This is a genomic window from Cryobacterium sp. TmT2-59 (assembly GCF_004403545.1).
GTDB classification, from domain to species: Bacteria; Actinomycetota; Actinomycetes; order Actinomycetales; family Microbacteriaceae; genus Cryobacterium; species Cryobacterium shii.
On record NZ_SOGM01000058.1, the window covers coordinates 1 to 24,422 of the forward strand.

Below are 24,422 nucleotides of genomic sequence, written 5' to 3' on the forward strand. Positions count from 1 at the left end.
GGCCGTGGGCGTGCGCGGCGAGCAGCAGCCCCGCGCCCGCCGAGGCCGGGGACGGCTGCCGGCCGGGGGTGTGGGCGGCCACGCCGGCGAAGAGCGCCGCCGCCGCCTCTGTCCGGAACACGAGGCGCCGGGCCGCCGTGCCGAGCAGGAGCACCCGTGCGCCGAAGGCGGCCGCGGCCACGGGGTCGTCGGGCCAGCGGAGCAGCTGATTGCCGGTGAAGCCCACCACGCCGTCGAGGCGGTTCAGCAGGGGCTGGAACACCCGCGCCCAAGCACGCGAGTCCCGGCCCAGGGCGTCGGCCGTGCGGTCGAGGTTCAGCCAGGCGACCGCGGCCTGCCCGCCGTCCAGCGGATGCGCGTAGGAGATCTCGGGGACGATGAACGGCACCCGCCCGGTCAAGCCGAATTCCCGGAAGAACGGGGAGGCCAGGGCGGCGGGGTGCACGGCGGAGCCGACGTCGTGCCGGAATCCCGGCAGGGTCAGCTCCTGCGTGCGCAGGGCCCCGCCCGCCGCCCCGGACTGCTCGATCACCTGCACCGACAGGCCGGCCCGGGCCAGCACGACCGCGGCTGCGAGGCCGTTGGGTCCGGCACCGACCACGTTGACGTCAGGCACGGGTCCCTCCGGGAAGGGAGACGGGGGGCACGAGCATTCCGACCTCGGAGCGCACCCACCAGTCGCCGGTCGCGCGACGCTCGGCTGGGGTGGAGAACCGGTACAGGAAGACCCGGGCACGCACGTACCGGGGCGGGCCGGACGGGAAGGGGTTCGCGCGCAGCATCCGCAGTGTCGCCCGGTCCCCCTCGAGCAGCCGGGCCAGGAGCATCTCGAACCACCGGGTGTCGCGGGTTCCGAGCGCCAGGAACCACATCAGCCAGTCGAGCCGGAGGTGGTACGGCGCGAACTGGCGGGGCATCCGCGCCGGATCGCCCGGTTTGCCTCGGAACTCGTAGGCCAGCCACCCGGACTCGTCGCCGGGGTCGGCGGCGTCGCTGCCCTCCACGACCACCTCGAAGCGCTCCTTCGTGACCGTGCCGAAAGCGCCGTAGGCGTTCACCAGGTGGTAGCGGTTGAAACTCGCGTTCATCAGCTGGCGGCGGGCGAACAGGTTGCGCAGCGGCCACCAGCTCAGCACCAGCAGGAACCCGGTCGCGGCGAGCACCACGACGACGAACCAGAGCGGCGTCTCCCCCGCCGGCGCCGGCGGGGCCAGGCCGAGCACGAACCGGATGCTGGTGTCGTCGATCGCGGAGAAGGCGAGCACGATGGTGATCCAGTTGAGCCAGGCGAAGTTGCCGGTGAGCACGAGCCAGCCCTGGGTCAGGATCACGATCAGGCCGGCAACGGATGCGAGGGGCTGGGGCGCGAACAGGAAGAACGGCACGACGAGCTGGGCGAAGTGGTTGCCCAGGACCTCGCCGCGGTGGAACCACTTCGGCAGGTGGTGCACGAACCAGCTGACCGGGTTCGGCATCGGCTGGGTCTCGTGGTGGTAGTACAAAGCGGTCAGGTCGCGCCACTCCTGGCCGCCGCGGATCTTGATCAGGCCGGCGCCGAACTCCAGGCGGAACAGGAGCCAGCGGCAGAACAGGATCACGACCAGCGGAGGAGCCACGTCGTTGGAGCCGAGGAACGCCACCACGAAGCCGGCCTCCAGCAGCAGGCTCTCCCAGCCGAACGAGTAGAACGTCTGGCCCACGTTGACGATCGACAGGTAGGCGGCGAAGAGCAGGAGGAAGCACGCCATCGGCAGCCAGGGCGGTGCGAGTTGGGGCAGGCCGGCCACCAGGGCCGCCGCCAGACCGGCCCCCGACCACGCAAGCACGCGCAGCATCCGGTCGGAGTAGCGCCAGTGGAACAGGCTCGGGGACTGGCGGAATCGCACCTGCCGGGTGAACCGGGCCACCGGGAGCAGACCTCGGTCGCCCAGCAGCACGGGGAACTGGTTGATTGCCGAGACGAAGCCGATCAGATAGCACGCCGCAACGCCGCGCTGCAGTACCTGCCGCGCGACCTCATAGTCTCCCGCATCGAACCATTCCATGGTGCCCTCACGATAGGCCGCGGGAGACGGGCCTTCAATGGGGCGGGGACCCGGGACACGGAAACCGCCGCCCGGGGTGCGGGGCGGATCCGGGCCGGACCTTGACGAGGCGGACTAAACCGGTATAGCCTTCCTCTAAACCGGTTCAGTTGGATCGGCTGTCAATGAGGAGGCCACCCGTGAACCGCGAGAAAGTCACGATCGCCGTCGTCGCCAAGCAGGCCGGCGTCAGCAAGGGGCTCGTGTCCTTCGCCCTGAACGACCGCCCCGGCGTCGCCGCCGAGACCCGCGCCCGCATCCTGCAGGTTGCCACCGAACTCGGCTGGAAGCCCTCCCTCCGCGCCCGGTCGCTCTCCACCCAGCGCTCCTTCGCCCTGGGCTTCGTCATCGCCCGGAACCCCGATGTGCTCGCCTCCGACCCGTTCTTCACCTCCTTCATCGCGGGCGTCGAGAGCATCCTCACCGACCAGGGCCGCACCCTCGTGCTCAGCGTCGTGCCCGACGAGGCGAGGGAAGTGAAGACCTACCGCTCACTCGTCGCCGACGGCCGGGTCGACGGCGTCTTCCTCAGCGACCTGCGACACAACGACCCCCGCATTCCGCTCCTGTCCGAACTGGGCCTCCCGGCCGTCACGCTCGGCCGCCCAGACGGCGACAGCCCGTTTCCCGCCGTATCCGTGGACGACAGCCCGGGGATCACCGCCTCGGTGGCGCACCTGGTCACCCTCGGCCACCGCCGCATCGCGCACGTCGCGGGCAACTCGGCCCTGCTGCACGGCAGCAGGCGCCGGGAGGCTTTCGCCGCGGCGCTCCGGGACGCGGGACTGCCCGAGGGCCAGACCGTCGAAACGGACTTCTCCATGGCGGACGGCTCGGACGCCACCCGCCGGCTCCTCACCCAGGACCGGCCGCCGACCGCGATCGTCTTCGCCAACGACCCGATGGCCATCGCGGGCCTCGGAGTCGCCCACGAGCTCGGCATCCGGGTTCCCGAGGACCTGTCGATCACGGGCTACGATGACATCGATTTCTCCCGCTACGTGTACCCGCCGCTGACGACCGTCAGTGCCGCGCCCATGGTCTGGGGCCGGGCCGCGGCGACCACGCTGCTCGCCCTGATGGAGAACGGAACGGCCGACGACGTCGACCTCCCCGCCGCCCGGCTCGTGATCCGCGGCTCCACCGCACCACCACTCAATCCCTGGTAGCCCACATAGACCTCCCGCAGCAAGGCTGCTGCGGAGCAGAAATGGAGAACGAAATGCACAACAATCGAATGGCGAGGCGTCTGCTTACCGTCACGGCGGCTTCGGCCACCGCGATCCTGGCGCTCAGCGCCTGCGCGTCCGGTGGGGCATCCGGGGATGCCGCCACGAGTCGTGGACCGATCACCATCTGGTACTCGAACAACGAGTCCGAAATCGCCTGGGGCAAACAGATGGTGGAGGCCTGGAACACCAAGAACCCGGATGAAAAGGTGAAGGCACAGGAGATTCCGGCCGGCAAGAGCAGCGAGGAAGTCATCGGAGCCGCCATCACGGCCGGCAACGCCCCGTGCCTGGTCTTCAACACGGCGCCCGTCGCCGTGCCGCAATTCGAGAAGCAGGGTGGTCTCGTCAACCTGTCCAGCTTCAAGGACGGTACCGCGTACATCGAGAAGCGCACCGGCGACGCTGCCGCGCAGTACAAGAGCGCCGACGGCAAGTTCTACCAGATGCCGTGGAAATCCAACCCCGTCATGATCTTCTACAACAAGGACATGTTCGCCAAAGCCGGCCTCGACCCGGAGAACCCGAAGCTCGCCACCTACGACGAGTTCCTCGCCACCTCGCGCACCCTGGTCGAGAGCGGCGCAGCACCCAACGCCATCTACCCGGCGCCCACCAGCCAGTTCTTCCAGAGCTGGTTCGACTTCTACCCGCTGTACGCCGCCGAGACGGGTGGCACGCAGCTGATCGAAGACGGCAAGTCCACCTTCAACACCCCCGACGGCGCCAAGGTGGCGGAGTTCTGGAAGACCCTGTACGCCGAGGGTCTCGCCGGCAAGGAGCAGTACCAGGGCGACTCCTTCGCCGATGGCCAGGCGGCCATGTCCATCGTCGGCCCGTGGGCCGTGTCGGTGTACAAGGATGCCGTCAACTGGGGCGCGGTTCCCGTTCCCACCAGTGAGGGCACACCCGCTCAGGAGACCTTCACGTTCAGCGATGCGAAGAACGTGGGCATGTTCACGGCCTGCAAGAACCAGGCGACCGCCTGGGACGTGCTGAAATTCGCGACCAGCGAGGAACAGGACGGCCAGCTGCTCGACCTGACCGGCCAGATGCCGCTGCGCCAGGACCTGACCACGGTGTTCCCCGAGTACTTCGCGGCCAACCCGGCCTACGAGCAGTTCGGTGACCAGGCGTCCCGCACGGTCGAGGTGCCCAACGTCCCCAACTCCGTGGCCGCATGGCAGGCATTCCGTGACATGTACACCAAGACGGTCATCAGCGGCGAGGGTGAGATCCCCGCAGCCCTGGACGGCGCGGCAGCCAAGATCGACAAACTGATCGCCCAGCCGTAACCCGACAATGTCCACTTCGACAGCACAACGGCCCGCCGCCGGGAGGTCACAAACACCTCCCGGCGGGGGCGCCCGTCGGCGCCGCAGGCGCCCCTTACTGGGAAAGAACCCCTTCGGGCTCCTGCTCAGCACGCCCTACCTCATTTTCGTCCTGGCGGTCTTCGCGTACCCACTCGTGTTCGCCTTCTGGATGTCCTTCCACGACTACTTCTTCGCCGCTCCAGGCGCCCAGGTCGACCGGCCCTTCGTCGGCCTCGACAATTTCCGGGAAGTGCTCAGCGACCCGGCCATCATCCGTTCGTTCGGCAACGTGGGGATCTTCCTGCTGATCAACGTCCCACTGACGGTCGTCCTCTCCCTCGTGCTCGCCAACGCCCTGAACAAGGCCGTGCGATTCCGCACGTTCCTGCGGGTGTCGTACTACGTGCCGTATGTGACCGCGAGCGTCGCGGTCGTGGGCGTCTGGATCTTCCTGTTCAGCGGCAACGGCCTGGTCAACCAGATTCTCGGGCCGCTCGCACCCGACCCGCCCTGGCTGATCAACGAGACCTGGGCGATGCCCACCATCGCGATCTTCGTGACCTGGAAGGGCCTCGGATTCTTCATCCTGCTCTACCTGGCCGCCCTGCAGAACGTGTCGGAGGAACTCTACGAGGCCGCCGCGACCGATGGTGCCGGCAAGATCCGCAGCTTCTTCTCGGTCACCGTGCCGGGCGTGCGTCCCGCCACCGTGCTCGTGCTGCTGCTCTCCACCGTCACGGGGGCGAATCTCTTCACGGAGCCGTACCTCCTCACCGGCGGCGGCGGCCCCAACGGGGCATCCTCCTCACCCGTACTGATGATGTACCAGCGCGGAATCGAACAGGGGTCGCCCGACACGGCGGCCGCGATCGGAGTCATCCTCGTGATCGGAGTCCTCATCCTCGCGTTCATCCAGCGCAAGCTCGCGGGAGGTGACGAATCATGACCCGCAAGCAGAACATCCTGCGCGGCGTGGTCCTGGCCGTGGGGGCACTCGTGTTCCTGTTCCCATTCTACTACATGGTCATCGGCTCGCTGCAGGAGACGCCCGACCCGTCGGTCGCCGGCGCCTTCCCGAATCCGGCGAACCTCACCCTGGCCAACTACGGCGACATCAACAGCCGGATCAACCTGATGCAGGGGCTGCTCAACTCGGGCATCTTCACCGGCGGTGTGATCCTCTGCACCGTGGTGTTCGGGGTGCTCGTGGGCTACGCCCTCGCCCAGCTCCAGTGGCGCGGCCGCGGGGTCACCTTCGCGCTCGCCCTGCTGGTGCAGGTGGTCCCGTTCCAGCTCCTGATGATCCCGCTGTACGTGATGATCGCCAGGGACTACGGTCTCGCGGACAACTACGTGGGCATGATCCTGCCGTTCGCCATCAACTCCACGGCCGTGATCATCTTCAGACAGTACTTCTTGCAGATCCCGAAGGAACTCTTCGATGCCGCGCGGATCGACGGGGCCGGCGAGCTGCGCATTCTCCGCCGGATCGCGCTGCCTCTCGTTCGGCCCGCCCTGCTGACCGTCGTGCTCCTGACCTTCATCGGCCCGTGGAACGAATTCCTCTGGCCATTCCTGATCACCAAGGAGGCGTCCCTCCAGCCGCTCGCGGTTTCACTCGCCAACTACCTCAGCAACGTCGCGGCCACCGCGGCGAACCCGTTCGGGGCGGTCCTTGCCGGGGCCTGCGTCCTCGCCGGTCCTGCTGTGCTTCTGTTCATCCTCTTCCAACGGCACTTCGTGTCGAACAATATCGGCTCCGGCGTGAAAGGTTAGACATGCCCACCCCCACAGAATTCCCCTACCGACTGACCCGCATGGGCATCATCATGACGCCGGAAAAGGGCAACGCCCTCGAGGCCGAAGGAGTCCTGAACCCCGGGACCGGCCACACCGCGGATGGGACCCTGTACCTGCTCCCCCGCCTCGTCGCGACGGGCAACGTCTCCCGGGTCGGCCTGGCCCGGGTCATCATCACGGACGGCGTCCCCACGGGCGTCGAACGCGAGGGCATCGTCCTCGAGCCCGACCGGGGCTGGGAGCGCGGCGCGAACAACGCCGGCGTCGAAGACCCCCGGGTCACGTTCATCCCCCGCCTCGGTTTGCACGTCATGACCTACGTCGCCTACGGCCCCCTCGGCCCGCGCACGGCCGTCGCCGTGTCATCGGACCTGCGCGAATGGCGCCGGCTTGGCCCGGCTCTCTTCGCCTACGACGACGCGCTGGACATGGACCTGAACCTGTTCCACAACAAGGACACCGTGTTCTTCCCGGAGCCCGTCTCCGGCCCGAACGGCGTGGAAAGCTTCGCCGTACTGCACCGCCCGATGTGGGACCTCAGCGAGGTCAAGCCCGGCGAGGGCGTGCGGGTCCCGGCCGGCGTCACCGACACCAGGCAGAGCATCTGGATCAGCTACGTGCCCGTCGCCGACGTGCTCGCCGACCTGACGAGGCTCACCTTCTGGGGCGGCCACAAGTTCCTGGCCGGCCCGGAATTCCCGTTCGAAGCGCTCAAGATCGGCGGCGGACCGGCCCCCCTGCGCGTACCGGAGGGCTGGCTGCTGATGCACCACGGTGTCACCGGCACGATCGACGGAGCGTTCTCGCAGCAGCAGAAGGTCAACTACGCCGCCGGCGCGATGATCCTCGACGCCGACGACCCCACGATCATTCTGCAGCGCACCAGCGAGCCGCTTCTCAAGGCGGAGACGCCCGACGAGATCAGCGGCATCGTGCCGAACGTCGTCTTCCCGACCGCGATCGAGGAGATCGACGGGCAGCTGTTCGTGTTCTACGGCATGGCTGACTCGAAGATCGGCGTTGCACGCCTGGACCACGTCCCGGCGTAACGACAGGGACAGCCTCGCGAACGGCCTCAGTACGGCGACGGAAACGTCGCCGTACTGAGGCCGTTCGCGTCTCGTCCGTCTCATCCGTCGCCCCCGGCACGGCGTGGAACCAATTCGACGGAGATTTTGTCGCCGAAGTGCGATTCCGGTCCGTTTCGGCCCCGTTCGCGCCGGTCCGGGCAAAATCTCCGTCGAATTCGTTGGGGGAACGCGCGCTGGTGCAGGCGAGCGCACGCGCACTGGCGCAGGCTGCGAGGAGACGTGGGTCAGCTAGACGTGCGCTAGCCGGCCGTGGGTGCTAGCCGGCCGGTGTGGGCGGCGGGGTGAGGAGGCCGAGGGTGGCCTTCAGTCGGGCCTCGGCATCCGGGTCGGCCTGACCGGCCTGGCTCGCCGCGATGTTCGCCTCGGTGACGGCACGCAGTACCTCGTCGCGCTGGATCTTGACCCCGCGCGGGGCATCGACTCCGATGCGGATGCTGTCACCGCGCACATCAAGGACGGTGATGACGATGTCATCACCGATGAGGATCTTCTCCCCCTGTTTGCGTGTTAGAACCAGCACCTGTTCAGCCTAGCTTGACCGGTTGGCCCGGTCGGTGAGGCTCGGCCTCAAACCCGCCATCGTCGCCGAGGTCGCCTCGGAACCGTCGATCCACCCCACCGGCAGTCCCAACTCGTCGATCGTCTCCGGCGACGCTGTGGACCCGGCCTCGATCACGGCGACCGCGTCGAGGGAGAGGTGCGCGGACAGGCGCGATACCCAGGCGGCGGTGTCCTCGGCCTTGCGGCCGGCATCCACGACCACCCAGACCTGGTCTGCGCCCACCGCAGCCAGGATCGCGGCCTCGTCCGCAGCCGCCTCCCCGGCTTCGTCATCGGACTCCAGGCCGAAGGCCACGAAGACCGTCTCGCCCTGATCCACCGCGCGGGCTCGGGCCGCCAGGGCCGTGCGCCGGTCCGTGACCCGTCCGCTCCTCGCCGTAGACAGCACACCGGCGACCAGAGGGGATGATCCGGCGCCGCTCCGGGACGCCATCGCCCGCGCGACCGGGAACGCCGCGTCGGCCCGACCGATGATCAGCACGAGATCACCGTGCCCGGCCAACGGACGCGGCGGCGTGGCGGGGGCGGCTGCTGCCGGCACCCGTGTGGCCGGTACGGGTACGATCTGAGGCCCCGGGCCGCGCTCATCCGTCACCGGACCGGCCGTCGTGAAAGTGAGTTCGTCCATCAGGTGGGCGAAGTCGTCGGAGGCGGTCGACAGGCGCGGTTCCGCCACCGCCTGCAGGCGGGCTTCGGCCTCGTCCGCCTCGTCCAGCAGTGCCGCGAGCCCGAGTCGCGTCTGCCGATCCGGCTGCACATGGGCTGCACGTCGCCGGCGCGTGGGCACGGGCACCTCGACCGTCACCTCGAGATGACGGCGGGCGAAGAATCCATGGATGCCGCCCACGGTGACCCGCTCGGCCGCGACGATGCGGGCATCCGCTCCGTGCTCCAAGAACACGCGAGCCTTCAGCTCCGGCAGGCTGGCACCCTCAAGCTGAAATCGTTTCCGTTCCACGGACCACCCCCACGGTCTCGATGCCGACGTTCGCGCTCGTCACCTCGAGGTAGGACAGCACGGGCAGCCCGCCGGCCTGGGCCGACACCATGCGCCGGATCGCCGGTCGCAGGGCGGGAGCGCAGACCAGTACGGCGGTCAGGCCGCTCTCCTCGACCGCGGCCAGGGAGGACTTGAGCGAACCGAGGATGGCGTCGATCCGGTGCGGCTCCAGCATGATCTGGGAGCCCTGCTCGGAGGGGCGCATGCCTTCGAGCATGGACTGCTCGAGAGCGGGTTCGATCATGATCACGCGGAGCAGTCCCTCGTCGAGGTACTGGGCGGTGAGCGCCGGGCCGAGCGCCTGCCTGGCAGCCTCGATCAGCCCCTCCGGGTCGGCCGAGACCTTGGCCCGGAGGGAGAGCGCCTCGTAAATGCGGGGAAGGTCGTTGATCGGGATGAGCTCGACGAGCAGACCCTGCAGCACACGCTGCACCTCGGCGAGGGAGAGCATCCCGGGGATGAGGTCGTCGACGGCGGCGGGATTGACCTGCCGCACGCCGTCGGTGAGCACGCGCACGTCTTCCCGGGTGAGGAGCCGCGCCGCGTTGCCGGTGATGATCGAGGACAGGTGGGTGATCAGCACCGAGACCCGGTCGATGACCGTCGCGCCGACCATCTCGGCGCTGTGCCGCATCTCGCTCGGCACCCACTTGCCGGCCAGCCCGAAGACGGGCTCGACCGTTGCGGTGCCGGGCAGCCCGTCGAGGAAGTCGCCGAGGGCGAGGACCTTGCCGGCCGGGGCGAGTCCGCGCCCGGCCTCGACCCCCGCGATCCGGATCACATACGTCGACGAGGGCAGTTCAACACTGTCCCGGGTGCGCACGGGGGGTACGACCACGCCCAGGTCCATCGCGATTTTGCGGCGCAGCGCGCGCACCCGCGCGAGCAGGTCATCCTGCGCGCCGGAGACCAGGTCCACGAGGTCGGGGGCGAGCAGGATCTCGAGGGCGTGCACCCGCATCGTCTCGATCAGGTCTTCAGGGGTGTCCGACCGGGGTGCCTGGCTCTCCAGGCTCACAGCGGCCTCACGCCCCGCCTGCTCGCGGGCCTCGCCCGCCTTGATCCGCTGGGAGAACACGATCAGGCCCACCCCGATCACGACGAAGGGGATGATCGGCATGCCCGGGATGAGGGACATCAGCAGCGCGGCGGCGCCGGCGATCATCAGGGCGTTGCGGGATTGGGTGAGCTGCGCGGATGCGGTGGCGCCGATGTCGGATTCCACGTTGGAACGCGTCACGATCATGCCGGTGGAGACCGCCATCAGCAAGGCCGGGATCTGGGTGACGAGGCCGTCGCCGATGGTGAGGAGCGAGTAGGTGCTCATGGCATCGGTGATCGACAGGCCGCGCTGCACCATGCCGATCGCGATACCGCCGACCAGGTTGATGATGATGATGATGATCCCGGCGATCGCGTCGCCCTTCACGAACTTGGACGCGCCGTCCATGGCGCCGTAGAAGTCGGCTTCGGCGGACACCTCGGCTCGGCGTTCCCGGGCCTGGATGTCGGTGATCAGGCCGGCGTTCAGGTCCGCGTCGATCGCCATCTGCTTGCCCGGCATGGCGTCCAGGGTGAAGCGCGCCCCGACCTCCGCCACCCGCTCAGCTCCCTTGGTGACGACGACGAACTGGATCACGACCAGGATCAGGAAGATCACGGCACCGATGATGATCGAGCCGCCGACCGCGACCTGGCCGAAGGAGGCGATGACCTGCCCGGCGTAGCCGTCGCCCAGGACGAGCCGGGTCGAGGCCACGTTCAGGCCCAGGCGGAACAGGGTGGCCACCAGCAGCAGAGAGGGGAACACGGAGAAATCGAGGGGTTTCTTGACGAACATGGTCGTCAGCAGCACCACCAGCCCGAGCAGGATGTTGATGATGATCAGCACGTCCAGGAGCACGGCCGGCACCGGAACGACCAGCAGAAGGATGATGCCGACGACGCCGATCGGGACGGCGAGCTTGGCGAACGTGCTTTTCATCGGAGGCCTCCTGAAGCCGGGGCAAGGTCGTTCATGGTGTGCACGCCGGTCGAGGCGCCGGAGCCGCGCGCCTTCAGGGCGAGCACGAAGGCGAGCACCCGGGCGACCGCGTTGTAAAGCTCGATCGGGATCTCCTGGCCGAGGTCGCAGGCGCTGTGCAGGGCGCGGGCGAGCGGGATGTCCCGCACGATCGGCACCCCGTCGGTTTCCGCCTGCTCGCGGATGCGGGCGGCGATCACGCCGGCCCCCTTGGCGACCACGCGGGGCGCGGACTTGCCCGGCTCGTATCTGAGCGCGACGGCGAAGTGGGTGGGATTGACGAGCACGACGTCGGCGGTCGCGACCGAGGCGATCATCCGATTGCGGCTCATCGCCAGCTGGCGCGATCGACGCTGGGACTTGACCTGCGGGTCACCCTCGGAACTCTTGTTCTCGTCGGTGACCTCCTTCTTGGTCATCCGGGTGCGTTTGCGGTTGCGCTTCATGACGACGAAGACGTCGGCCGCGGCGAGCACGAGGCCGGCGATGACGGCCGACTGCACCAGCGAGACCGCCCCGCCCGTCGCCGCGTCGATCAGGGCTGTCACCGGCAGACCGCCGGCGGTCATCAGAACGGGGGTGAGCCCCTGGATCACCAGGGTGAGCACCACGCCGACGGCGATGGTCTTGAGCAGGGCTTTGACCCCCTGCCACACGGCCTGACCGCCGAACGTGCGCCCGAGGCCGGTGACCAGGTTGAACTGCTCATACTTGCCGGCCACCCTTTTGAAGTGCACCCCGCCCTGTGCGACGGCCCCGCCCAACACGACGACGAAGACGGTCGCCAGCATCGGCGTGAGGATGCCCGCCATCGAGCCGAGCGATTCCCCGAGCATCTGCACGGCGAGGTCCGGGTCCGGGCGGGCGATGAGCATCCGGATGTTCAGCATCTGACCGGTTCCCGCCTGCGCGGCCAGTCCGACGGTCACCGGGGTCATCACCGCCGCCGCACCGATCCCGAGCCATGCAGTCAGGTCCTGGGACTTGGAGAGTTGACCCTTGGACCGGACCTCGCGCATCCGTTTCTCGGTCGCCTGTTCGGTCTTCTCACCGGAGTCGGACATCTATTTCACCCCCAGCATCGTGCTCACGGCGTCGCCGGTGAGCGAGGAGACGATCCGCGGAAGCGCGACGAAACCGGCCGCGCCGAGGGTGAGGGTGATCAGGATCTTGAGCGGGAAGCCGAGGGCGAAGGCGTTCAGGGCCGGGGCGACCCGGGTGAGCAGGCCGAGGCCGGCGTCGGCGAGGAACAGGACGACGATGAGCGGGCCGGCGATCTGAACGGCCGCGAGGACCATCTGGCCCACGGCGGCGGTGACGGCCTGCATCGGCACGGCGAGGTCGAGCCCTCCCCCGAGCGGGAGCGCGTCGAAGGTGCGGCTGAGGCCGCCGATGATGAGCTGGTACCCGCCCGACGCGAACAGGAGTGCGAGGGCCGTCATCTGGTAGAGCCGGGTGAACATGGCGCCGTTGACCATGGCCTGCGGGTCGAAGCCCTGGGCCAGCTGGAAGCCCCCGAACATGTCGATCAGGTTGCCCGCGGACTGCAGCGCCGAGAAAATCACGAGCACGAGGAAACCCAGCACTCCGCCGACCAGGAGCTCCAGCAGGAGCGCGACGATGAAACCGGCGGTGTCAGGCGAGACGTACCCGGGGGTGACCCGCGGGGAGACGGCCAGGGCGAGGCCGAGCGCCAGCATTCCCTTCACGCGCAGCGGGAACGCGTTATAGGAGAACGGCGGCGCTACGACTATGAAGGCCACCATTCGCACGCCCGCGAGGGTGACCGCTTCGATCCAGGCGAAGTCGAGGGTGAGATCCACGTCAGCCGCCGCCGATGAGTGAGGGGATCTTCTCGAAGAGAGCGTTGGTGAAGGCGACGATCTCGGAGATCATCCAGTGCCCGGAGATGAGCAGGGCCAGGCAGACCGCGATCGCCTTGGGCACGAAGGACAGCGTCACCTCCTGGATCTGGGTGATCGACTGGAGAAGGGAAATGGCGAACCCGACGACGAGGGCGGTGATCAGGATCGGGGCGGACAGCTTGCCGGCGATGATGATGGCCTGCATCCCGATGTCCAGGACGGCGTTGGTGTCCACTCAGCCACCCCGGTAACTGGTGATCAGGGTCGTGATGATGAGCCCCCAGCCGTCGACGAGCACGAAGAGCAGGATCTTGAACGGCAGCGAGATCATCACCGGCGGCAGCATCATCATGCCCATCGACATCAGCGCCGCGGACACGACCAGGTCGATCACGAGGAACGGGATGAAGATGACGAAACCGATGATGAACGCGGCGCGCAGCTCGGAGATCATGAAGGCGGGGATCAGGGTGAGCAACGACACCGCGTCCCGGCTCACAGGGTTGGCCTGGTCGGCGGCCCGAGTCATCAGGGCCAGGTCTTCCTCGCGGGTGTGCGCGAGCATGAACGTGCGCAGCGGCCCGGACCCGAGCGTGACGGCGTCGTCGAAGGACATCGCGCCGTTCAGGTAGGGCTGCAAGGCGTGGTCGTTGATGTCGGTGAGGATGGGCGCCATGATGAACAGCGACAGGAAGAGCGCCAGTCCGGCGAGAACCTGGTTGGGCGGGATCGACGGCAGAGCGAGCGCGTTGCGGGTCATGGCGAGCACGACGAAGATCTTTGTGAAGCTCGTCATCATCAGCAGCAGGGCCGGCGCGACCGACAACAGCGTGATGCCGATCAGGGTGACGATCGCCGAGGAGGGGGCGCCGTCCGGGCCGTTGATCTGCACGTTGAGTCCGCCGCCGCTCGGCGGGGCGGGCGTGGCCGGAGCGGTCGGGGTGACGGGGTCGATCGGTGCGGCGTGGCCCGCGGTCGTGACCAGCATGACGATGGCCGCGACGATCACGAGAACGAGGGCCGCCATCACCAGGTACCGGGCGATGTCCCGGCGCCGGCCTGTGCTGGTCACGGTTACCCAGGTCACCGGTTCTGCCGCAGCGCGGCGGCGGTATGCTGCCAGGTCGCCGGGGACAGGATCGAGCCGGCCAGGCGGCCGGGTGCCGGCCGGTCGCGGCGGGGACGAAGGATGAAGGGCGGGGCCAGCTCGGCGTCGCCTCGCCCGGCATCGGCGAGTTCGCGGGCGAAGTCGGCCGGGGCATCCGTCTGCTCGCCCGTATGGAGCACGCTCACGGACTGTTCGGTCACGCCGAGCACGAACCTGCGCCCCTCGATGTCGACGACCACCACGGATGCCTTCTGGCCGAGGCCCTGGCGTCCGACCACGGTCACGAGGTTGGCGCTGCGGCCGCCGCGCGCGGATTTGGTCAGCCGTCGCTGCAGCACCCAGAGCAGCCCGAGCACAGCGGCCAGGGACAGGGCGACCCGAAGGGCAACGACGACGGTGTCCATTTAGGTGAGGCTCTCGGCCACGTCGAGGATCTGGGTGATGCGCACGGCGTAGTCCTGGTCGACGACGACGATCTCCCCATGGGCGATCAGGCGGCCGTTGAGGAGGATGTCGGCGGGTGCCCCGGCGGAACGGTCGAGCTCGATGACGGCGCCCGGCTCGAGGGCGAGCACGTCCCGCACCGACATCCGGGTGCGGCCGATCTCGACCGTGAGCGCCATTTCGACGCTGTTGATGCGGCCGAGCTTGCCGACGACGGACTGGGATGCACGGCCGTTCTGCCCGGCCGGCCCGTTGTCGCGCAGGCGCATCGCGAACCAGCCGGTGACGGCCCCGTCGCCGGTGAGCTCGTAGACGACCGTGTTGGCGTCGGAGACGAGCGCGGTCGCGTCTTCGACCCTCGTGTCGCCGAGCACGCCGACGCCGAGCACGGCTGCCGCGTTTTCGAGGGCGGGACGGAGCACATCCTGGCGGGAGACGAGCGAGGACTCCTGGCCGCCGGCCGCGTCGAGTGAGGCCGGATCGGCCAGGACCACCGCGAGGTCGGCCGATGTCGCCCCGACGAAGGAGGCGACGACCGCGGCACCGAGCCGGCCCGCGAGGGCGGCGCCGGAGCAGGGCTCGGCTCGCAGCCGGCTCGGGGTCGGCAGGACACCGAGGAGGGCGTCAACGGCCGCCATGTGCAGGGTGGTGGAGGTAGGGCTCATGTTCATTCCTCGGTATCGATGACGATGCAGGCCAGGCGGGAACCGTTGGAACCGAGGGCCGCGCGGGCCAGCGGCAGACCGTCGACGACGACGTCGAGGGGACGGTGAGTGGAGTGCGGCACGGCCAGAAGATCGCCGACCGCGAGGCCGAGGATGACGCTCGGCAGCACCCGGATCGGGGCCAGCTGCAGCGAAACGTCCACCGGCACCCAGGCCAGTTGGGCCTGCAGAAGCTGCTCCGGGTCCTCTGAGGCACCGGCGGGGTTCGACTCGACGAGCTGCGGCAGTAGTGCGTCGGCGGGGATGGCCAGCGTCGCAACGGCGCTGCCCTCCCCGATCCGCATCGAGAACGTGGCCACGATCATCAGGTCGGCGGTGGCGGCCGCCTGGGCGAACTGGGAGTTGTACTGGATGGTGCCCACGGAGATCTGGTGCACGAGCAGGGACCCGAGCGAGTAGCGCAGATCCTCGAGCGCATCGTCCACGAGCCGGCGCACGATGGCCTGCTCGATCTGGGTGAACGCCCGCTCCGGGAGGGGCGCATTGCTGGTGCCGCCGAGCATGTGGCTGACCCAGGACAGGGCCGCCGAGGTAGGGAATTGGATGACGACCTTGGCCATAATGCCCTCGACCGAGCACAGCACCATGGCGGTCGTCGATGGGAGCGATGCCGCGTAATCGTCGTAGGTGCGCATGATGACGCCGTCGCACTTGACCTGGGACATGACGCGAACCTTCGCGGTCAGCTGGGTGCCCCACTGGCGGGCGAACGTCTCGAAGGCAAGCTCGAGCACGCGGGAGTGCTCGCGTGCGAGGGTCGTCGGCCGACGGAAGTCGTACACCTCGACCGGGCGCGTCGCAGAAGCGGGCACGCCAATTTTCACCTGTTCCTGGACCGTCACGTCGGTGACTATCGACCGGCGACGGCAATCAGTTAGCAGTGACCGCCACGGATGTTTCGGCCCCGGTCGTTGTCGTTCCGTTTGCCGGAACCCCGGTTTCGGTGGCCGTGCCGTCCAGGACCGAGGGGATGAGTGCACGGATGTCGTCGGGCTGGTTCGAGAGCAGCACGACGTCCACCCGCCGATTCTGGGCCATCGCTGCCAGGTCCCCCCCGTCGGCGACAGGCCGTGCCGACCCGAAGCCGACCGCGGAGATCCGTTCCTGGGCGACGCCGCCCGACTCGACCAGACGTCTGAGCACCGCAGTTGCGCGGGCGGAGGACAGCTCCCAGTCGGTCGGGTAGTTGAGGGTGACGCCGTGCCGATCGGCGTGCCCCTCGATCTTCACCTCGCGGGTGTTCGAGGCCAGGACCGGTGCGATCGCGTCGAGCACCTGTTCGGCTTGCGGGCTGAAGTTGGCAAGGTTGGGGGCGAAGAACGCCTCCGAGCCGACCAGGCCGATCGTGAGTCCCCGTGAGTCGATCGTGAACTGCACCAGCTGGCCGAGGCCCTTGGCGTCGACGGCATCCTGCAGTGCCTTCTGCGCCGCCGTGAGATCCGCGACCTCCGCCACGGCGAGATCCAGCTTCGTGAACCCGGTCACCTCGCCCTGGTTCGCCTTGTCCTTGGTGACGACGACCCCCTTGGCGGTGTCCACCTTGCCCACGTCGACGACACCGAATCCGGTCGCGAGGGAGTTCTTCAGCTGGAGGAATTTCGCCTGGTCGACGGTGGACATCGCGAAAAGCACGATGAACATGCACATCAGCACGGTGACCATGTCCATGTAGGACGCCATCCAGCGCTCGTCGACGTGTTCGACGTGCTCTTCTTCGAGGCCGCGGCTGCGACCGCGACCGCTACCGCGGCCATGCCCGCTCATGCGGCCTTGGGCAGAGGTTTGTCAGCCTTGCCGGCTTTGTCGGGCTTCCCGGATTTCGCGGACCTGGCCGTCTTGGCGGGGGTCGCCGGGACCATGGCCCGCAACCGCTCTCCGAGCAGCCGTGGCTGGCTCCCGGCCTGCACGGCGAGGGCGCCCTCCAGCAGCAGGGTCATCCGTTCGACCTCGATGTCGCTCAATCGCTTGAGCCGGTTACCGATCGGCAGCCAGAGGAAGTTGGCCGAGAGCAGCCCCCACAGGGTCGCCACGAACGCGGCCGCGATCATCGGGCCCAGGGTCGAGGGAGTGTCGAGGTTCTCGAGCACGTGGGTGAGTGAGATGACGGTGCCGATGATGCCGACGGTCGGGGCGTATCCGCCGAGGCTGGTGAAGAACTTGGACGCATTGCGGCTGGCCTTGGTGGCGGTCGCGAGTTCGTCTTCGAGCAGGATGCGCAGTTCATCGCCGTCAGTGCCGTCGGCGATGTTCTGCAGGGCGCCGCGCAGAAAGGGGTCATTGACGTTGTCGGCCTCCTGCTCAAGGGCCAGAAGTCCGGCACTGCGGGCCTTTTCCGCCAGGCCGACGACCTGGTCGATGACCTGTTGCGGCGGGGTGGTCTTGCCGATGAAGGCGCCGGGGATGGCCTTGAACGCGGAAATCGCGTCCCTGATCGTGCCGCCGGCGATGCCGACCGCAATCGTCGCCCCGAAGACGAGCACCATCGGCGCGGGCAGGAGAATCGAGGAGAGATGGCCGCCCTCGATCGTGATCATGGCGAACAGGGAGCCGAAGGCGAGGGCGATCCCGACCAGGGTTGCCGGATCCATCAGATTCTCCGGGGCCGGGAGGGAACGGTGCTGCCCGGTTCGATGACGTGCGCGATGGCATGCGGCCCGCCGACGATTTCCAGGGTCCTGGCCCCACTGCTGTACTGGGAGTCCTCGGTGAGGTACGCGAGAGAGATCACGTGCGCCCGGAAGCGGGCGATCTTCTCGATCACGTCCTCGAGGCTCTCCGTGACGATGAACTTGGCGCCGTCGACCATCACGAGCGTGGTGTCGGGGCTGGCATGGATGCGTTCGATCAGGTCGGGATTGATCGCGAACTGACTGTCATTCAGCCGAGTCACTACGATCATGGGAACCGTCCCTGCCAGTTGACGACCCGTGTGACCGTCACGCTGCACTGTCGGCCGCCCCGACCGCAGGGTTAGCTGTTTCGGCCGGGACGACGTTCACGGGGCCCCAGGACCCCGTCCCGGCCGCCGCGGGCTCCGACGTCGGGCAGCTGGCGAGCGAATTCGACGGAGATTTTGCCGGAATCGGGCCCGCACACCCCGAAAAGGGTACTTTTCAGGCAGAATCTCCGTCGAATTGGTTAGACGCCTAGCGCTTCAGGTTCGTCAGTTCCTGGAGTACCTCGTCGGACGTGGTGATGATGCGCGCGTTGGCTTGGAAGCCGCGCTGCGCGACGATGAGGTTGGTGAACTCCTGGGAGAGGTCCACGTTGGACATCTCGAGCGCTCCCCCGGTCAGCGAGCCGAGTCCGCCGGTGCCGGGGGCGCCCAGGGCCGCATTGCCGGAGTTGAAGGTGGACCGGTACTCCGAGGAGCCGGCCTTCTCGAGCCCGCCGGGGTTGGAGAAGGTCGCGAGGGCGATCCGGCCGATGGCTTCCTGGCCGCCGTTGCTGAACAAACCGACCAGGGTGCCGTCCTTGCCCAGGGTGAAGGACTTCAGCGTGCCGGCGGCTTTGCCGTTCTGGTCGTTGACGGCAACGGTGGAGAGGCCGGCGAATCCCTCGACGGCGGACAGGTCCACCGTGATGGCGCCGCTGCCGAACGTGATGTTGGTGGTCGCGGAGGTCTGCTTGCCATCGGCGAAGGTCAGAGCGGCGGATGTCGATGCGGTCGCGCCATCGAGTCCCGTGACCGTCCAGGCGCCCGGGCCGGTGGACGTGAATGTCAGGTCGAGGGAGCGGGCCGTGCCGGATCCGTCATAGACCTTCACGTCTCGGCTGAACACGGTGCCGGCAGCGGCGTCGGACGGGAGGTTGCCGCCGACGGATGCAGTCGTGGTTGCCGTGGCTGCCGAGACGGTCTGCAGCGGCAACGTGATGTTCCCCGTCGTTCCACCCTGGTTGATGACGCCGCCGACGGCGTTCCAACCCTGCACGATGGCGCCTGCCGGGGTGACGAGCCGCCCCTGGGCGTCGAAGTCGAAGGCTCCGGCGCGGCTGTACAGGGTTTCGCCGCCAAGCTGGGTGACGAAGAATCCGTCGCCGGAGATCATGATGTCGGTGGCCTTGCCGGTGGCCTGGGACGAGCCCTGCGCGAAGTTGGTGGAGATGCCGGCGACCTTGACTCCGAGTCCGACCTGCGCCGGGTTGGTGCCGCCGACCTCGGCCTGCGGGCCGCCGGCGCCCTGGCTGAGCTGCGACAGGGTGTCCTGGAACTGGGTCGCGGATGCCTTGAACGCCGTTGTGTTGACGTTGGCGATGTTGTTGCCGGTGACGTCGAGCATGGTCTGGTGCGATCGGAGGCCGGAGATACCGGAGTACAGGGAACGAAGCATGGGTGCTGCCTTTCAGGAGGAAAACGTCAGGAGAAGAGCGGGAGTCGGACGAAAACGGTGGAGTCGGTGAGGTGGGAACGAGCCGGTCAGATGGCGGGCGCCGCGACGGGTCCGGCGGTGACGCCGGAGATCGCGTCGAGGGCGACGCTCGTGCCGTTGATCGTGACCTGGGGCACGGTGCCGGTGTAGGACACGGCCGACGCGGTGCCGGTGGCGCTGGTGCCGTCGGCCTTCGTGTAGGTGACGTCCTGGCCGACGAGGGCAGCCGCCGCGACCCGCATCTGCAGGGAGAAGTTCTCGTCCGCGGTGGTGGACAGGGCAGAGAGCTTCTCCATCATGGCGAGCTGCGTGGTCTGGGAGATCATCTGGTTGGTGTCCATCGGCGAGCTGGGGTCCTGGTTGCGCAGTTGCGTCACGAGGAGCGCCATGAACGCCTCGGAGTCCAGGGCCTGCTTCGGCGTGCGGGTGGGGGTCGTGGTGTACATGCCGGTGGTGGCGGTGGTGGCGGCGACTGCGTCGATGGTCACGGGATCTCGTTTCTTCTTCTCTAGGCCAGTACGTCGATGGTGTGGGAGTTGCTGAACCGAACCGCGTGGAACACGGCCGGTTCGGCCGGTTCGCGGGCCTGAGCCGGACGGACGGGCGTCGCAGCGAACTGGCGGGCGGCCCCGTCGCCGGATGCCTGGTCGCGGTTCGAGAGGTCGAGCTGGACATTCAGCCCGCCGCTCGCGAGGTCTCGGCGCAGGTCAGGCAGAATGGCGCGCAGCGCGTCGCGGGCGAGGTCGGTGGGAACGAAGAGTTCGACCCGGATGCCGTCGGCGCCCAGGTGGGCCCGCACGGTCACCGGGCCGAGGTTGTCGGGGCTGACCTGGATCGTCATCACGTGGTCGCCGGCCGCGGCGCCGGCGAGGGTGAACAGGGTGCGGGCGACCTGGGTCGTCAGTGGCACGACCGGCACGGATGCCGCGGGCACGTTGGACGGGACGGCCGACGCTGCCGCGGGCGTGCTCGGTGTCGTGGCGCTGCCCACGACGACGGGGAGTAGGGTCGCGGCGGAGTTCAGGTCCGGATCGAGGTTGCGGCGTGGCTCCGCCGCTGCGGGGGCGTCCGTCGCCGCGACCGCAGCGGCGACCGCAGCGAACGCGGACGCGTCGACCGCAGCAGATGTAGGCCCGGACGCGGGGGTGTTGGCTGTCGGGCCGGACGGTGCGGCGACCGAGGCAAGATCAGCCGCCGCGGGGGTGGAGGCGGGTGCGGGAGGAGCCGGTGCGGGAGGAGCCGGTGCGGGAGGAGCCGGTGCGGGAGGAGCGGGTGCGGGAGGAGCCGGTGCGGGAGGAGCGGCCGCGGCCGCCGGTGCGGCCGGGACCGGAAAGCCCGGTGCTGAGCCGCTGCCGTGAGCCGGGCCGGCGGCCGGCGTGGACTCCGCGGTCGGCGAATCGGCATCGGACGCCGCCGGAGGGAGTGGCGACGGCTCGGTCGGAGCGGTGCCGGTCGTTCCCCCCTCGGTCTCCCCCGCCGGCTGGACGGCCGACTGGACGGCCGTCGAAGGCGCGAGCGGCACAGGCACCGGCACAGGCACCGGCACAGGCACCGGCGCGGGCAGAGGTGTGGGCACCGGTACGGCCATGCCGATGGGTATGGCCGGCTGAGCAGCAGTCGGATCCGAGTCCGCTGACGTGGAGTCCGCGGCATCCGTTGCCTGATGGGGCGTGGAGGGCAATTGATCCCCGGACGTTGCCAGCGCGCTGGCCGGTGCGGACGCAGCGGCCAGGGTGCCCTCAAAAACGGATGCGAAGGCGCCCGCACCCTGCCCCACGCGCACATCCGGGACGCCACGAGGCGTGGTGGCCGGTGTGAGTGCTGACAGAAGACGCCCGACGGCGCCACTCATCAGGACCTGCCGTTCATCAGGGAGGCCAGGGCCGCGCCGACGAGGTCGGTGGTGCCGGCAGCCGAGGCTGGGGCCGCCGGCGCATCCGGGATGACCCGCCGGATGGTGTCGATGTCCGAGTCGTCCATGTAGGCCTCGACGAGGCAGACGGTGCGCCCCTCGTAAGGCGCGTGAATGACCTTGTGGTTTCCGGCGTAGATCAGGATGTGCTCACCGCCGCCGGTGACGATGAGGTCGCCCGGCTTGGCCTGGGCGAGGGAACCGACCTCGGTGCCGATCTTCATCTGCCCGGACACGAGGCGCGGGACGGTTATGCCCATGTCGGCATATACCGTCTGCACGAGTCCGGAGCAGTCCATCCCGCTCCCGTCCTCCCCACCGAAGACGTAGGGCACCCCGAGGTACTTCTCTGCGGCGGCGACGATGTCGGTGCCGGTGGCGCTTCCCGTTGCCGGTGTCGCTCTGGCGGAGCCCGTCGCGGACGTGCCGGTCGCGGAGGCGAGCGCGCTGGCGAACGTCGACGCGCCGGCCGAAGCGGCGGTCGCCGCCGCAGCCTTGGTGCCTTGCACGGTGTTGAACTGTTCGAGGGCGGCCTGGATCTGGCCGATCCGGCTGAGGGCGTCGACCATGCTCATGAGCGGCCCCCACGCCGGGCCCGGTGCCAGCCGCTGGACGCGATCTCGTCGAGGACCGTTTGCTCGGCGTGGAGTTCCTCGGCCCGGGCGATGACCGCATGCCGGTCGGAGAGCTTCTCGAGGCCGACGGATTCGGCGCGCCTGGCGTCGAAGACGTGCTGCGCCTCGCCGACCGCGAACTGGTAGTTGCGGCCGTGGGTCTCCATCTCAGCCAGCATGCTGCGGGCCGAGGCCCGTGCAGCGGCGATCGCGGACAGCGTTTCGGCCCCGCTGGCCAGGCTGGGGAGGCCGGCCAGGGCGGTCCGGGCCTGGTCCCGCCGGGCCAGGTTCGCCTGGGACAGGGCATTGGCCGCGGCGAGGTCGGCGGCGGCCTGGTCCTGTTGCAGGTGCCGCAGGCGCAACAATCCGGCCAGAGCGAAGGCGCGTGCCATCAGTGGACCCCCAGGATTCGGTTGATTGTGTCGAGCTGGGCCCAGGCTTCGGATGCCGGGGTCTGGTCGTCCATCCGCTGCTGCAGGAAGGCGTTGATCGCGCCCTCGTTGGCGACGGCAGCGTCGACGAGCGGATTCGTGCCCTGCCGGTAGGCACCCACGTCCAGCAGGTCCTGCGCGTTGCGCCGGGCGGCGAGCACCGTGCGCAGCGTGCCCGCGATCTGGTTCTGGTGCGGGTCGTTGACCCGGGAGGCGACCCGGGAGATCGAGGCGAGGGCGTCGATGGAGGGGAAGTGGCCGAGAACGGCGAGTTTGCGGTCGAGCACGACGTGGCCGTCCAGAATGGACCGTGCGGCATCCGCGATCGGTTCGTTGTGGTCGTCCCCGTCGACGAGGACGGTGTAGACGCCCGTGATTGAACCGGCTTCGTCGGTGCCGGCCCGTTCGAGCAGCCGCGCCAGCAGGGAGAAGGTCGACGGCGGGTACCCGCGGGTGGCCGGCGGTTCGCCGACGGAGAGGCCGATTTCGCGCTGGGCCATGGCCACGCGGGTGAGCGAGTCCATCATCAGCATCACGTCGGCACCCGTGTCGCGGAAGGATTCCGCGATGCGGGTGGCGACGAAGGCGGCGCGCAGCCGCATCATGGCCGGCTCGTCCGACGTGGAGACCACCACGATGGACCGTGCGAGGCCCTCCGGACCGAGGTCGTCCTCGAGGAACTCGCGCACTTCCCGGCCGCGCTCCCCCACCAGGGCGATCACGGAGACTTCGGCGTCGGTGCCACGGGCGATCATGGAGAGGAGCGAGGACTTGCCCACTCCCGACCCGGCGAACAGGCCCATCCGCTGGCCTTTGCCGACGGTCGTCAGCGTGTCGAGCACGCGCACACCGAGCTGCAGCGGGGTCGTGATGCGCGAGCGCTGCATCGCGGAGGGGCTGTCGTGGTCGATCGAGACGAAGGAATCAACGGCGAGCGGACCCTTGCCGTCGATCGGGCGGCCGAGCCCGTCGATGACGCGGCCGAAGAGCCCGGTGCCGGTGGGCACGAGGTGCGGCGTTCCGTCGGAACGGACCGGGGCCCCGATGCGGATCCCGGTCATCCGGCCCAGGGGCATGCACCGGATGCCGTCCCGAGTCGTGGCCACCACTTCGGCGTCCACCTCGCGGAGTTCGCCGATCGTGACGAGGTCGCCGATCGCCGAGTTCAAGCCGCGAACTTCGAGCCCGAGGCCGACGATCGAGGAGACGACGCCGACCCGTTGAGGGCGAGCCAGACGGATGGCGGTGGCCAGGCTCATGCTGTCTCACCCTGCAGCGCGGCCTTCGCCCGCTCGAGGGCGGTGCTGATGCGGGCGTCGAGGAAACCGTCCGCGAATTCGGTGATCGCGTCGCCGCGAACCAGGCTCGGGTCCGCCGTGAAACGGACGCCGGCCCGCTCCCGGGTGGCCCGGTCGATCACGTCGAGGTCCTCGGGGTTCATCCGCACCGTGTGGGGGGTGTCGTCGGCCGCGTGGTCGAGGGCCCGGCCGAGAGCGAACCGGGAGGAATTGCCGGCGTCGCTGAGCTCGTGCCCGAGAATCGCCTCGGCCAGTTCGAGTGCTGTCGCGACCAGGGTGGCTTCGGCCTCCCGCAACACGGGTACCGTGCGCTCGTCGAGCGCCGCGGCGGCGGCTCCGAGCAGGACGATGGCGCGGTCGATCTCGGCCTGCCCTCTCAACACGACGGCGGCGTGTTCGGCGTCGAGCCGGGCCATCCGGGCGTCGACCGCCTGGGCGGCGGCGCGCAGTCCCTCGGCGTAGCCGGCGGCGTGGCCGCGGGCGCGGGACTGTTCGTCGACCCGGTCACGGTTCACGTCGCGCAGATTCGGGAACGACACCGTCGAGAATCG

Annotated in this window: 27 protein-coding genes; 5 read left to right on the forward strand and 22 right to left on the reverse strand. The window is 68.9% G+C overall.

The annotated features are described in order from the left end of the window. A partial coding sequence (locus E3T24_RS09290) for an NAD(P)-binding protein (RefSeq protein ID WP_134434537.1) occupies positions 1-616 on the reverse strand: 616 nt, incomplete at its 3' end. Beyond that, entirely contained in the window at positions 609-2,045 is a 1,437-nt protein-coding gene (locus tag E3T24_RS09295) for a lipase maturation factor family protein (RefSeq protein WP_134367476.1), read from the reverse strand. The genes E3T24_RS09295 and E3T24_RS09290, both read right to left, overlap by 8 nt. A gap of 179 nt (positions 2,046-2,224) precedes the next feature. Between E3T24_RS09295 and E3T24_RS09300 the strand changes: the two genes are divergently transcribed. The 5 genes from E3T24_RS09300 (at position 2,225) to E3T24_RS09320 (ending at position 7,478) form a co-directional block, all read left to right on the forward strand. Beyond that, positions 2,225-3,253: a LacI family DNA-binding transcriptional regulator gene (locus E3T24_RS09300; RefSeq protein WP_241978667.1), complete on the forward strand. Its 1,029-nt coding sequence runs from the start codon at positions 2,225-2,227 to the stop codon at positions 3,251-3,253. 68 nt (positions 3,254-3,321) lie between these two features. Continuing rightward, the gene (locus E3T24_RS09305) at positions 3,322-4,608 is read left to right on the forward strand and encodes an extracellular solute-binding protein (RefSeq protein WP_134367524.1); all 1,287 of its coding nucleotides are present in this window, start codon (positions 3,322-3,324) and stop codon (positions 4,606-4,608) included. A gap of 7 nt (positions 4,609-4,615) precedes the next feature. Continuing rightward, positions 4,616-5,575, forward strand: coding sequence for a sugar ABC transporter permease (locus tag E3T24_RS09310; RefSeq protein ID WP_134367479.1), 960 nt, complete (start codon positions 4,616-4,618; stop codon positions 5,573-5,575). Next, positions 5,572-6,405 carry a carbohydrate ABC transporter permease gene (locus E3T24_RS09315; protein WP_134367481.1) on the forward strand — a complete coding sequence of 278 codons (834 nt, stop codon included), beginning with the start codon at positions 5,572-5,574 and terminating at the stop codon, positions 6,403-6,405. Before E3T24_RS09310 ends, E3T24_RS09315 begins: the two co-directional genes overlap by 4 nt. Positions 6,406-6,407: 2 nt before the next feature. After that, positions 6,408-7,478: a glycosidase gene (locus E3T24_RS09320; RefSeq protein WP_134367483.1), complete on the forward strand. Its 1,071-nt coding sequence runs from the start codon at positions 6,408-6,410 to the stop codon at positions 7,476-7,478. A 298-nt stretch (positions 7,479-7,776) separates the two neighbouring features. Here the strand turns inward: E3T24_RS09320 and csrA are convergent, their stop codons facing one another. From csrA to E3T24_RS09425, 20 genes are all read right to left on the reverse strand, one after another. Beyond that, entirely contained in the window at positions 7,777-8,040 is a 264-nt protein-coding gene (gene csrA / locus E3T24_RS09325; protein ID WP_134402520.1) for a carbon storage regulator CsrA, read from the reverse strand. A gap of 9 nt (positions 8,041-8,049) precedes the next feature. Further along, entirely contained in the window at positions 8,050-9,039 is a 990-nt protein-coding gene (locus E3T24_RS09330) for a hypothetical protein (protein WP_134406092.1), read from the reverse strand. Next, complete coding sequence (locus E3T24_RS09335) at positions 9,014-11,065, reverse strand: flagellar biosynthesis protein FlhA (protein WP_134402523.1); 2,052 nt, start codon at positions 11,063-11,065, stop codon at positions 9,014-9,016. Before E3T24_RS09335 ends, E3T24_RS09330 begins: the two co-directional genes overlap by 26 nt. Further along, on the reverse strand, positions 11,062-12,168 hold the full coding sequence (locus E3T24_RS09340) for an EscU/YscU/HrcU family type III secretion system export apparatus switch protein (RefSeq protein WP_134402524.1): 1,107 nt from the start codon (positions 12,166-12,168) through the stop codon (positions 11,062-11,064). Before E3T24_RS09340 ends, E3T24_RS09335 begins: the two co-directional genes overlap by 4 nt. After that, positions 12,169-12,927, reverse strand: coding sequence for a flagellar biosynthetic protein FliR (locus E3T24_RS09345; protein WP_134402525.1), 759 nt, complete (start codon positions 12,925-12,927; stop codon positions 12,169-12,171). 1 nt (position 12,928) lies between these two features. After that, on the reverse strand, positions 12,929-13,204 hold the full coding sequence (fliQ, locus tag E3T24_RS09350; protein WP_134402526.1) for a flagellar biosynthesis protein FliQ: 276 nt from the start codon (positions 13,202-13,204) through the stop codon (positions 12,929-12,931). Further along, a complete protein-coding gene (fliP, locus tag E3T24_RS09355) occupies positions 13,205-13,996 on the reverse strand; it encodes a flagellar type III secretion system pore protein FliP (RefSeq protein WP_134402559.1) in 792 nt (263 codons plus the stop codon). Between the two features lie 56 nt (positions 13,997-14,052). Further along, a complete protein-coding gene (fliO, locus tag E3T24_RS09360) occupies positions 14,053-14,481 on the reverse strand; it encodes a flagellar biosynthetic protein FliO (protein WP_134402527.1) in 429 nt (142 codons plus the stop codon). After that, the gene (gene fliN / locus E3T24_RS09365) at positions 14,482-15,186 is read right to left on the reverse strand and encodes a flagellar motor switch protein FliN (RefSeq protein WP_134434538.1); all 705 of its coding nucleotides are present in this window, start codon (positions 15,184-15,186) and stop codon (positions 14,482-14,484) included. A gap of 2 nt (positions 15,187-15,188) precedes the next feature. After that, complete coding sequence (locus tag E3T24_RS09370; protein WP_241975826.1) at positions 15,189-16,088, reverse strand: flagellar motor switch protein FliM; 900 nt, start codon at positions 16,086-16,088, stop codon at positions 15,189-15,191. A 28-nt stretch (positions 16,089-16,116) separates the two neighbouring features. Then, on the reverse strand, positions 16,117-17,010 hold the full coding sequence (locus tag E3T24_RS09375; protein WP_134402529.1) for a flagellar motor protein MotB: 894 nt from the start codon (positions 17,008-17,010) through the stop codon (positions 16,117-16,119). Beyond that, positions 17,007-17,834, reverse strand: a complete 828-nt coding sequence (locus E3T24_RS09380) for a MotA/TolQ/ExbB proton channel family protein (RefSeq protein ID WP_134402530.1) — start codon at positions 17,832-17,834, stop codon at positions 17,007-17,009. Before E3T24_RS09380 ends, E3T24_RS09375 begins: the two co-directional genes overlap by 4 nt. Continuing rightward, on the reverse strand, positions 17,834-18,145 hold the full coding sequence (locus E3T24_RS09385; RefSeq protein ID WP_134402531.1) for a flagellar FlbD family protein: 312 nt from the start codon (positions 18,143-18,145) through the stop codon (positions 17,834-17,836). The genes E3T24_RS09380 and E3T24_RS09385 overlap by 1 nt, the downstream gene beginning before the upstream one ends. Before the next feature lie 247 nt (positions 18,146-18,392). After that, entirely contained in the window at positions 18,393-19,577 is a 1,185-nt protein-coding gene (locus E3T24_RS09390; protein WP_134402532.1) for a flagellar hook protein FlgE, read from the reverse strand. An 86-nt stretch (positions 19,578-19,663) separates the two neighbouring features. Next, positions 19,664-20,062 (reverse strand): flagellar hook capping FlgD N-terminal domain-containing protein, encoded by a 399-nt coding sequence (locus E3T24_RS09395; RefSeq protein ID WP_134402561.1) that lies wholly within the window; start codon positions 20,060-20,062, stop codon positions 19,664-19,666. A 62-nt stretch (positions 20,063-20,124) separates the two neighbouring features. Then, entirely contained in the window at positions 20,125-21,468 is a 1,344-nt protein-coding gene (locus E3T24_RS17590) for a flagellar hook-length control protein FliK (RefSeq protein WP_194087738.1), read from the reverse strand. Then, positions 21,468-22,103: a C40 family peptidase gene (locus E3T24_RS09410; protein ID WP_134402536.1), complete on the reverse strand. Its 636-nt coding sequence runs from the start codon at positions 22,101-22,103 to the stop codon at positions 21,468-21,470. Before E3T24_RS09410 ends, E3T24_RS17590 begins: the two co-directional genes overlap by 1 nt. Next, positions 22,100-22,534: a hypothetical protein gene (locus E3T24_RS09415; RefSeq protein WP_134402537.1), complete on the reverse strand. Its 435-nt coding sequence runs from the start codon at positions 22,532-22,534 to the stop codon at positions 22,100-22,102. Before E3T24_RS09415 ends, E3T24_RS09410 begins: the two co-directional genes overlap by 4 nt. After that, positions 22,534-23,832, reverse strand: a complete 1,299-nt coding sequence (locus E3T24_RS09420; protein ID WP_134402538.1) for a FliI/YscN family ATPase — start codon at positions 23,830-23,832, stop codon at positions 22,534-22,536. The genes E3T24_RS09415 and E3T24_RS09420 overlap by 1 nt, the downstream gene beginning before the upstream one ends. Continuing rightward, on the reverse strand, positions 23,829-24,410 hold the full coding sequence (locus E3T24_RS09425) for a FliH/SctL family protein (RefSeq protein ID WP_160141000.1): 582 nt from the start codon (positions 24,408-24,410) through the stop codon (positions 23,829-23,831). The genes E3T24_RS09420 and E3T24_RS09425 overlap by 4 nt, the downstream gene beginning before the upstream one ends. Positions 24,411-24,422 lie beyond the last annotated feature (12 nt).

Excerpts from the sequence above, each read along its gene's own strand:
- E3T24_RS09310 (WP_134367479.1), top strand. The coding sequence starts at position 4,616 with ATGTCCACTTCGACAGCACAACGGCCCGCCGCCGGGAGGTCACAAACA.
- E3T24_RS09410 (WP_134402536.1), bottom strand. The coding sequence starts at position 22,103 with ATGAGCATGGTCGACGCCCTCAGCCGGATCGGCCAGATCCAGGCCGCC.
- E3T24_RS09315 (WP_134367481.1), top strand. The coding sequence starts at position 5,572 with ATGACCCGCAAGCAGAACATCCTGCGCGGCGTGGTCCTGGCCGTGGGG.
- E3T24_RS09305 (WP_134367524.1), top strand. The coding sequence starts at position 3,322 with ATGGCGAGGCGTCTGCTTACCGTCACGGCGGCTTCGGCCACCGCGATC.
- fliN (WP_134434538.1), bottom strand. The coding sequence starts at position 15,186 with ATGAGCCCTACCTCCACCACCCTGCACATGGCGGCCGTTGACGCCCTC.
- E3T24_RS17590 (WP_194087738.1), bottom strand. The coding sequence starts at position 21,468 with ATGAGTGGCGCCGTCGGGCGTCTTCTGTCAGCACTCACACCGGCCACC.
- fliP (WP_134402559.1), bottom strand. The coding sequence starts at position 13,996 with ATGGCGGCCCTCGTTCTCGTGATCGTCGCGGCCATCGTCATGCTGGTC.
- E3T24_RS09415 (WP_134402537.1), bottom strand. The coding sequence starts at position 22,534 with ATGGCACGCGCCTTCGCTCTGGCCGGATTGTTGCGCCTGCGGCACCTG.
- E3T24_RS09420 (WP_134402538.1), bottom strand. The coding sequence starts at position 23,832 with ATGAGCCTGGCCACCGCCATCCGTCTGGCTCGCCCTCAACGGGTCGGC.
- E3T24_RS09335 (WP_134402523.1), bottom strand. The coding sequence starts at position 11,065 with ATGAAAAGCACGTTCGCCAAGCTCGCCGTCCCGATCGGCGTCGTCGGC.
- E3T24_RS09380 (WP_134402530.1), bottom strand. The coding sequence starts at position 17,834 with ATGGATCCGGCAACCCTGGTCGGGATCGCCCTCGCCTTCGGCTCCCTG.
- fliO (WP_134402527.1), bottom strand. The coding sequence starts at position 14,481 with ATGGACACCGTCGTCGTTGCCCTTCGGGTCGCCCTGTCCCTGGCCGCT.
- E3T24_RS09375 (WP_134402529.1), bottom strand. The coding sequence starts at position 17,010 with ATGAGCGGGCATGGCCGCGGTAGCGGTCGCGGTCGCAGCCGCGGCCTC.
- E3T24_RS09395 (WP_134402561.1), bottom strand. The coding sequence starts at position 20,062 with ATGTACACCACGACCCCCACCCGCACGCCGAAGCAGGCCCTGGACTCC.
- E3T24_RS09385 (WP_134402531.1), bottom strand. The coding sequence starts at position 18,145 with ATGATCGTAGTGACTCGGCTGAATGACAGTCAGTTCGCGATCAATCCC.
- E3T24_RS09390 (WP_134402532.1), bottom strand. The coding sequence starts at position 19,577 with ATGCTTCGTTCCCTGTACTCCGGTATCTCCGGCCTCCGATCGCACCAG.
- E3T24_RS09320 (WP_134367483.1), top strand. The coding sequence starts at position 6,408 with ATGCCCACCCCCACAGAATTCCCCTACCGACTGACCCGCATGGGCATC.
- E3T24_RS09340 (WP_134402524.1), bottom strand. The coding sequence starts at position 12,168 with ATGTCCGACTCCGGTGAGAAGACCGAACAGGCGACCGAGAAACGGATG.
- E3T24_RS09295 (WP_134367476.1), bottom strand. The coding sequence starts at position 2,045 with ATGGAATGGTTCGATGCGGGAGACTATGAGGTCGCGCGGCAGGTACTG.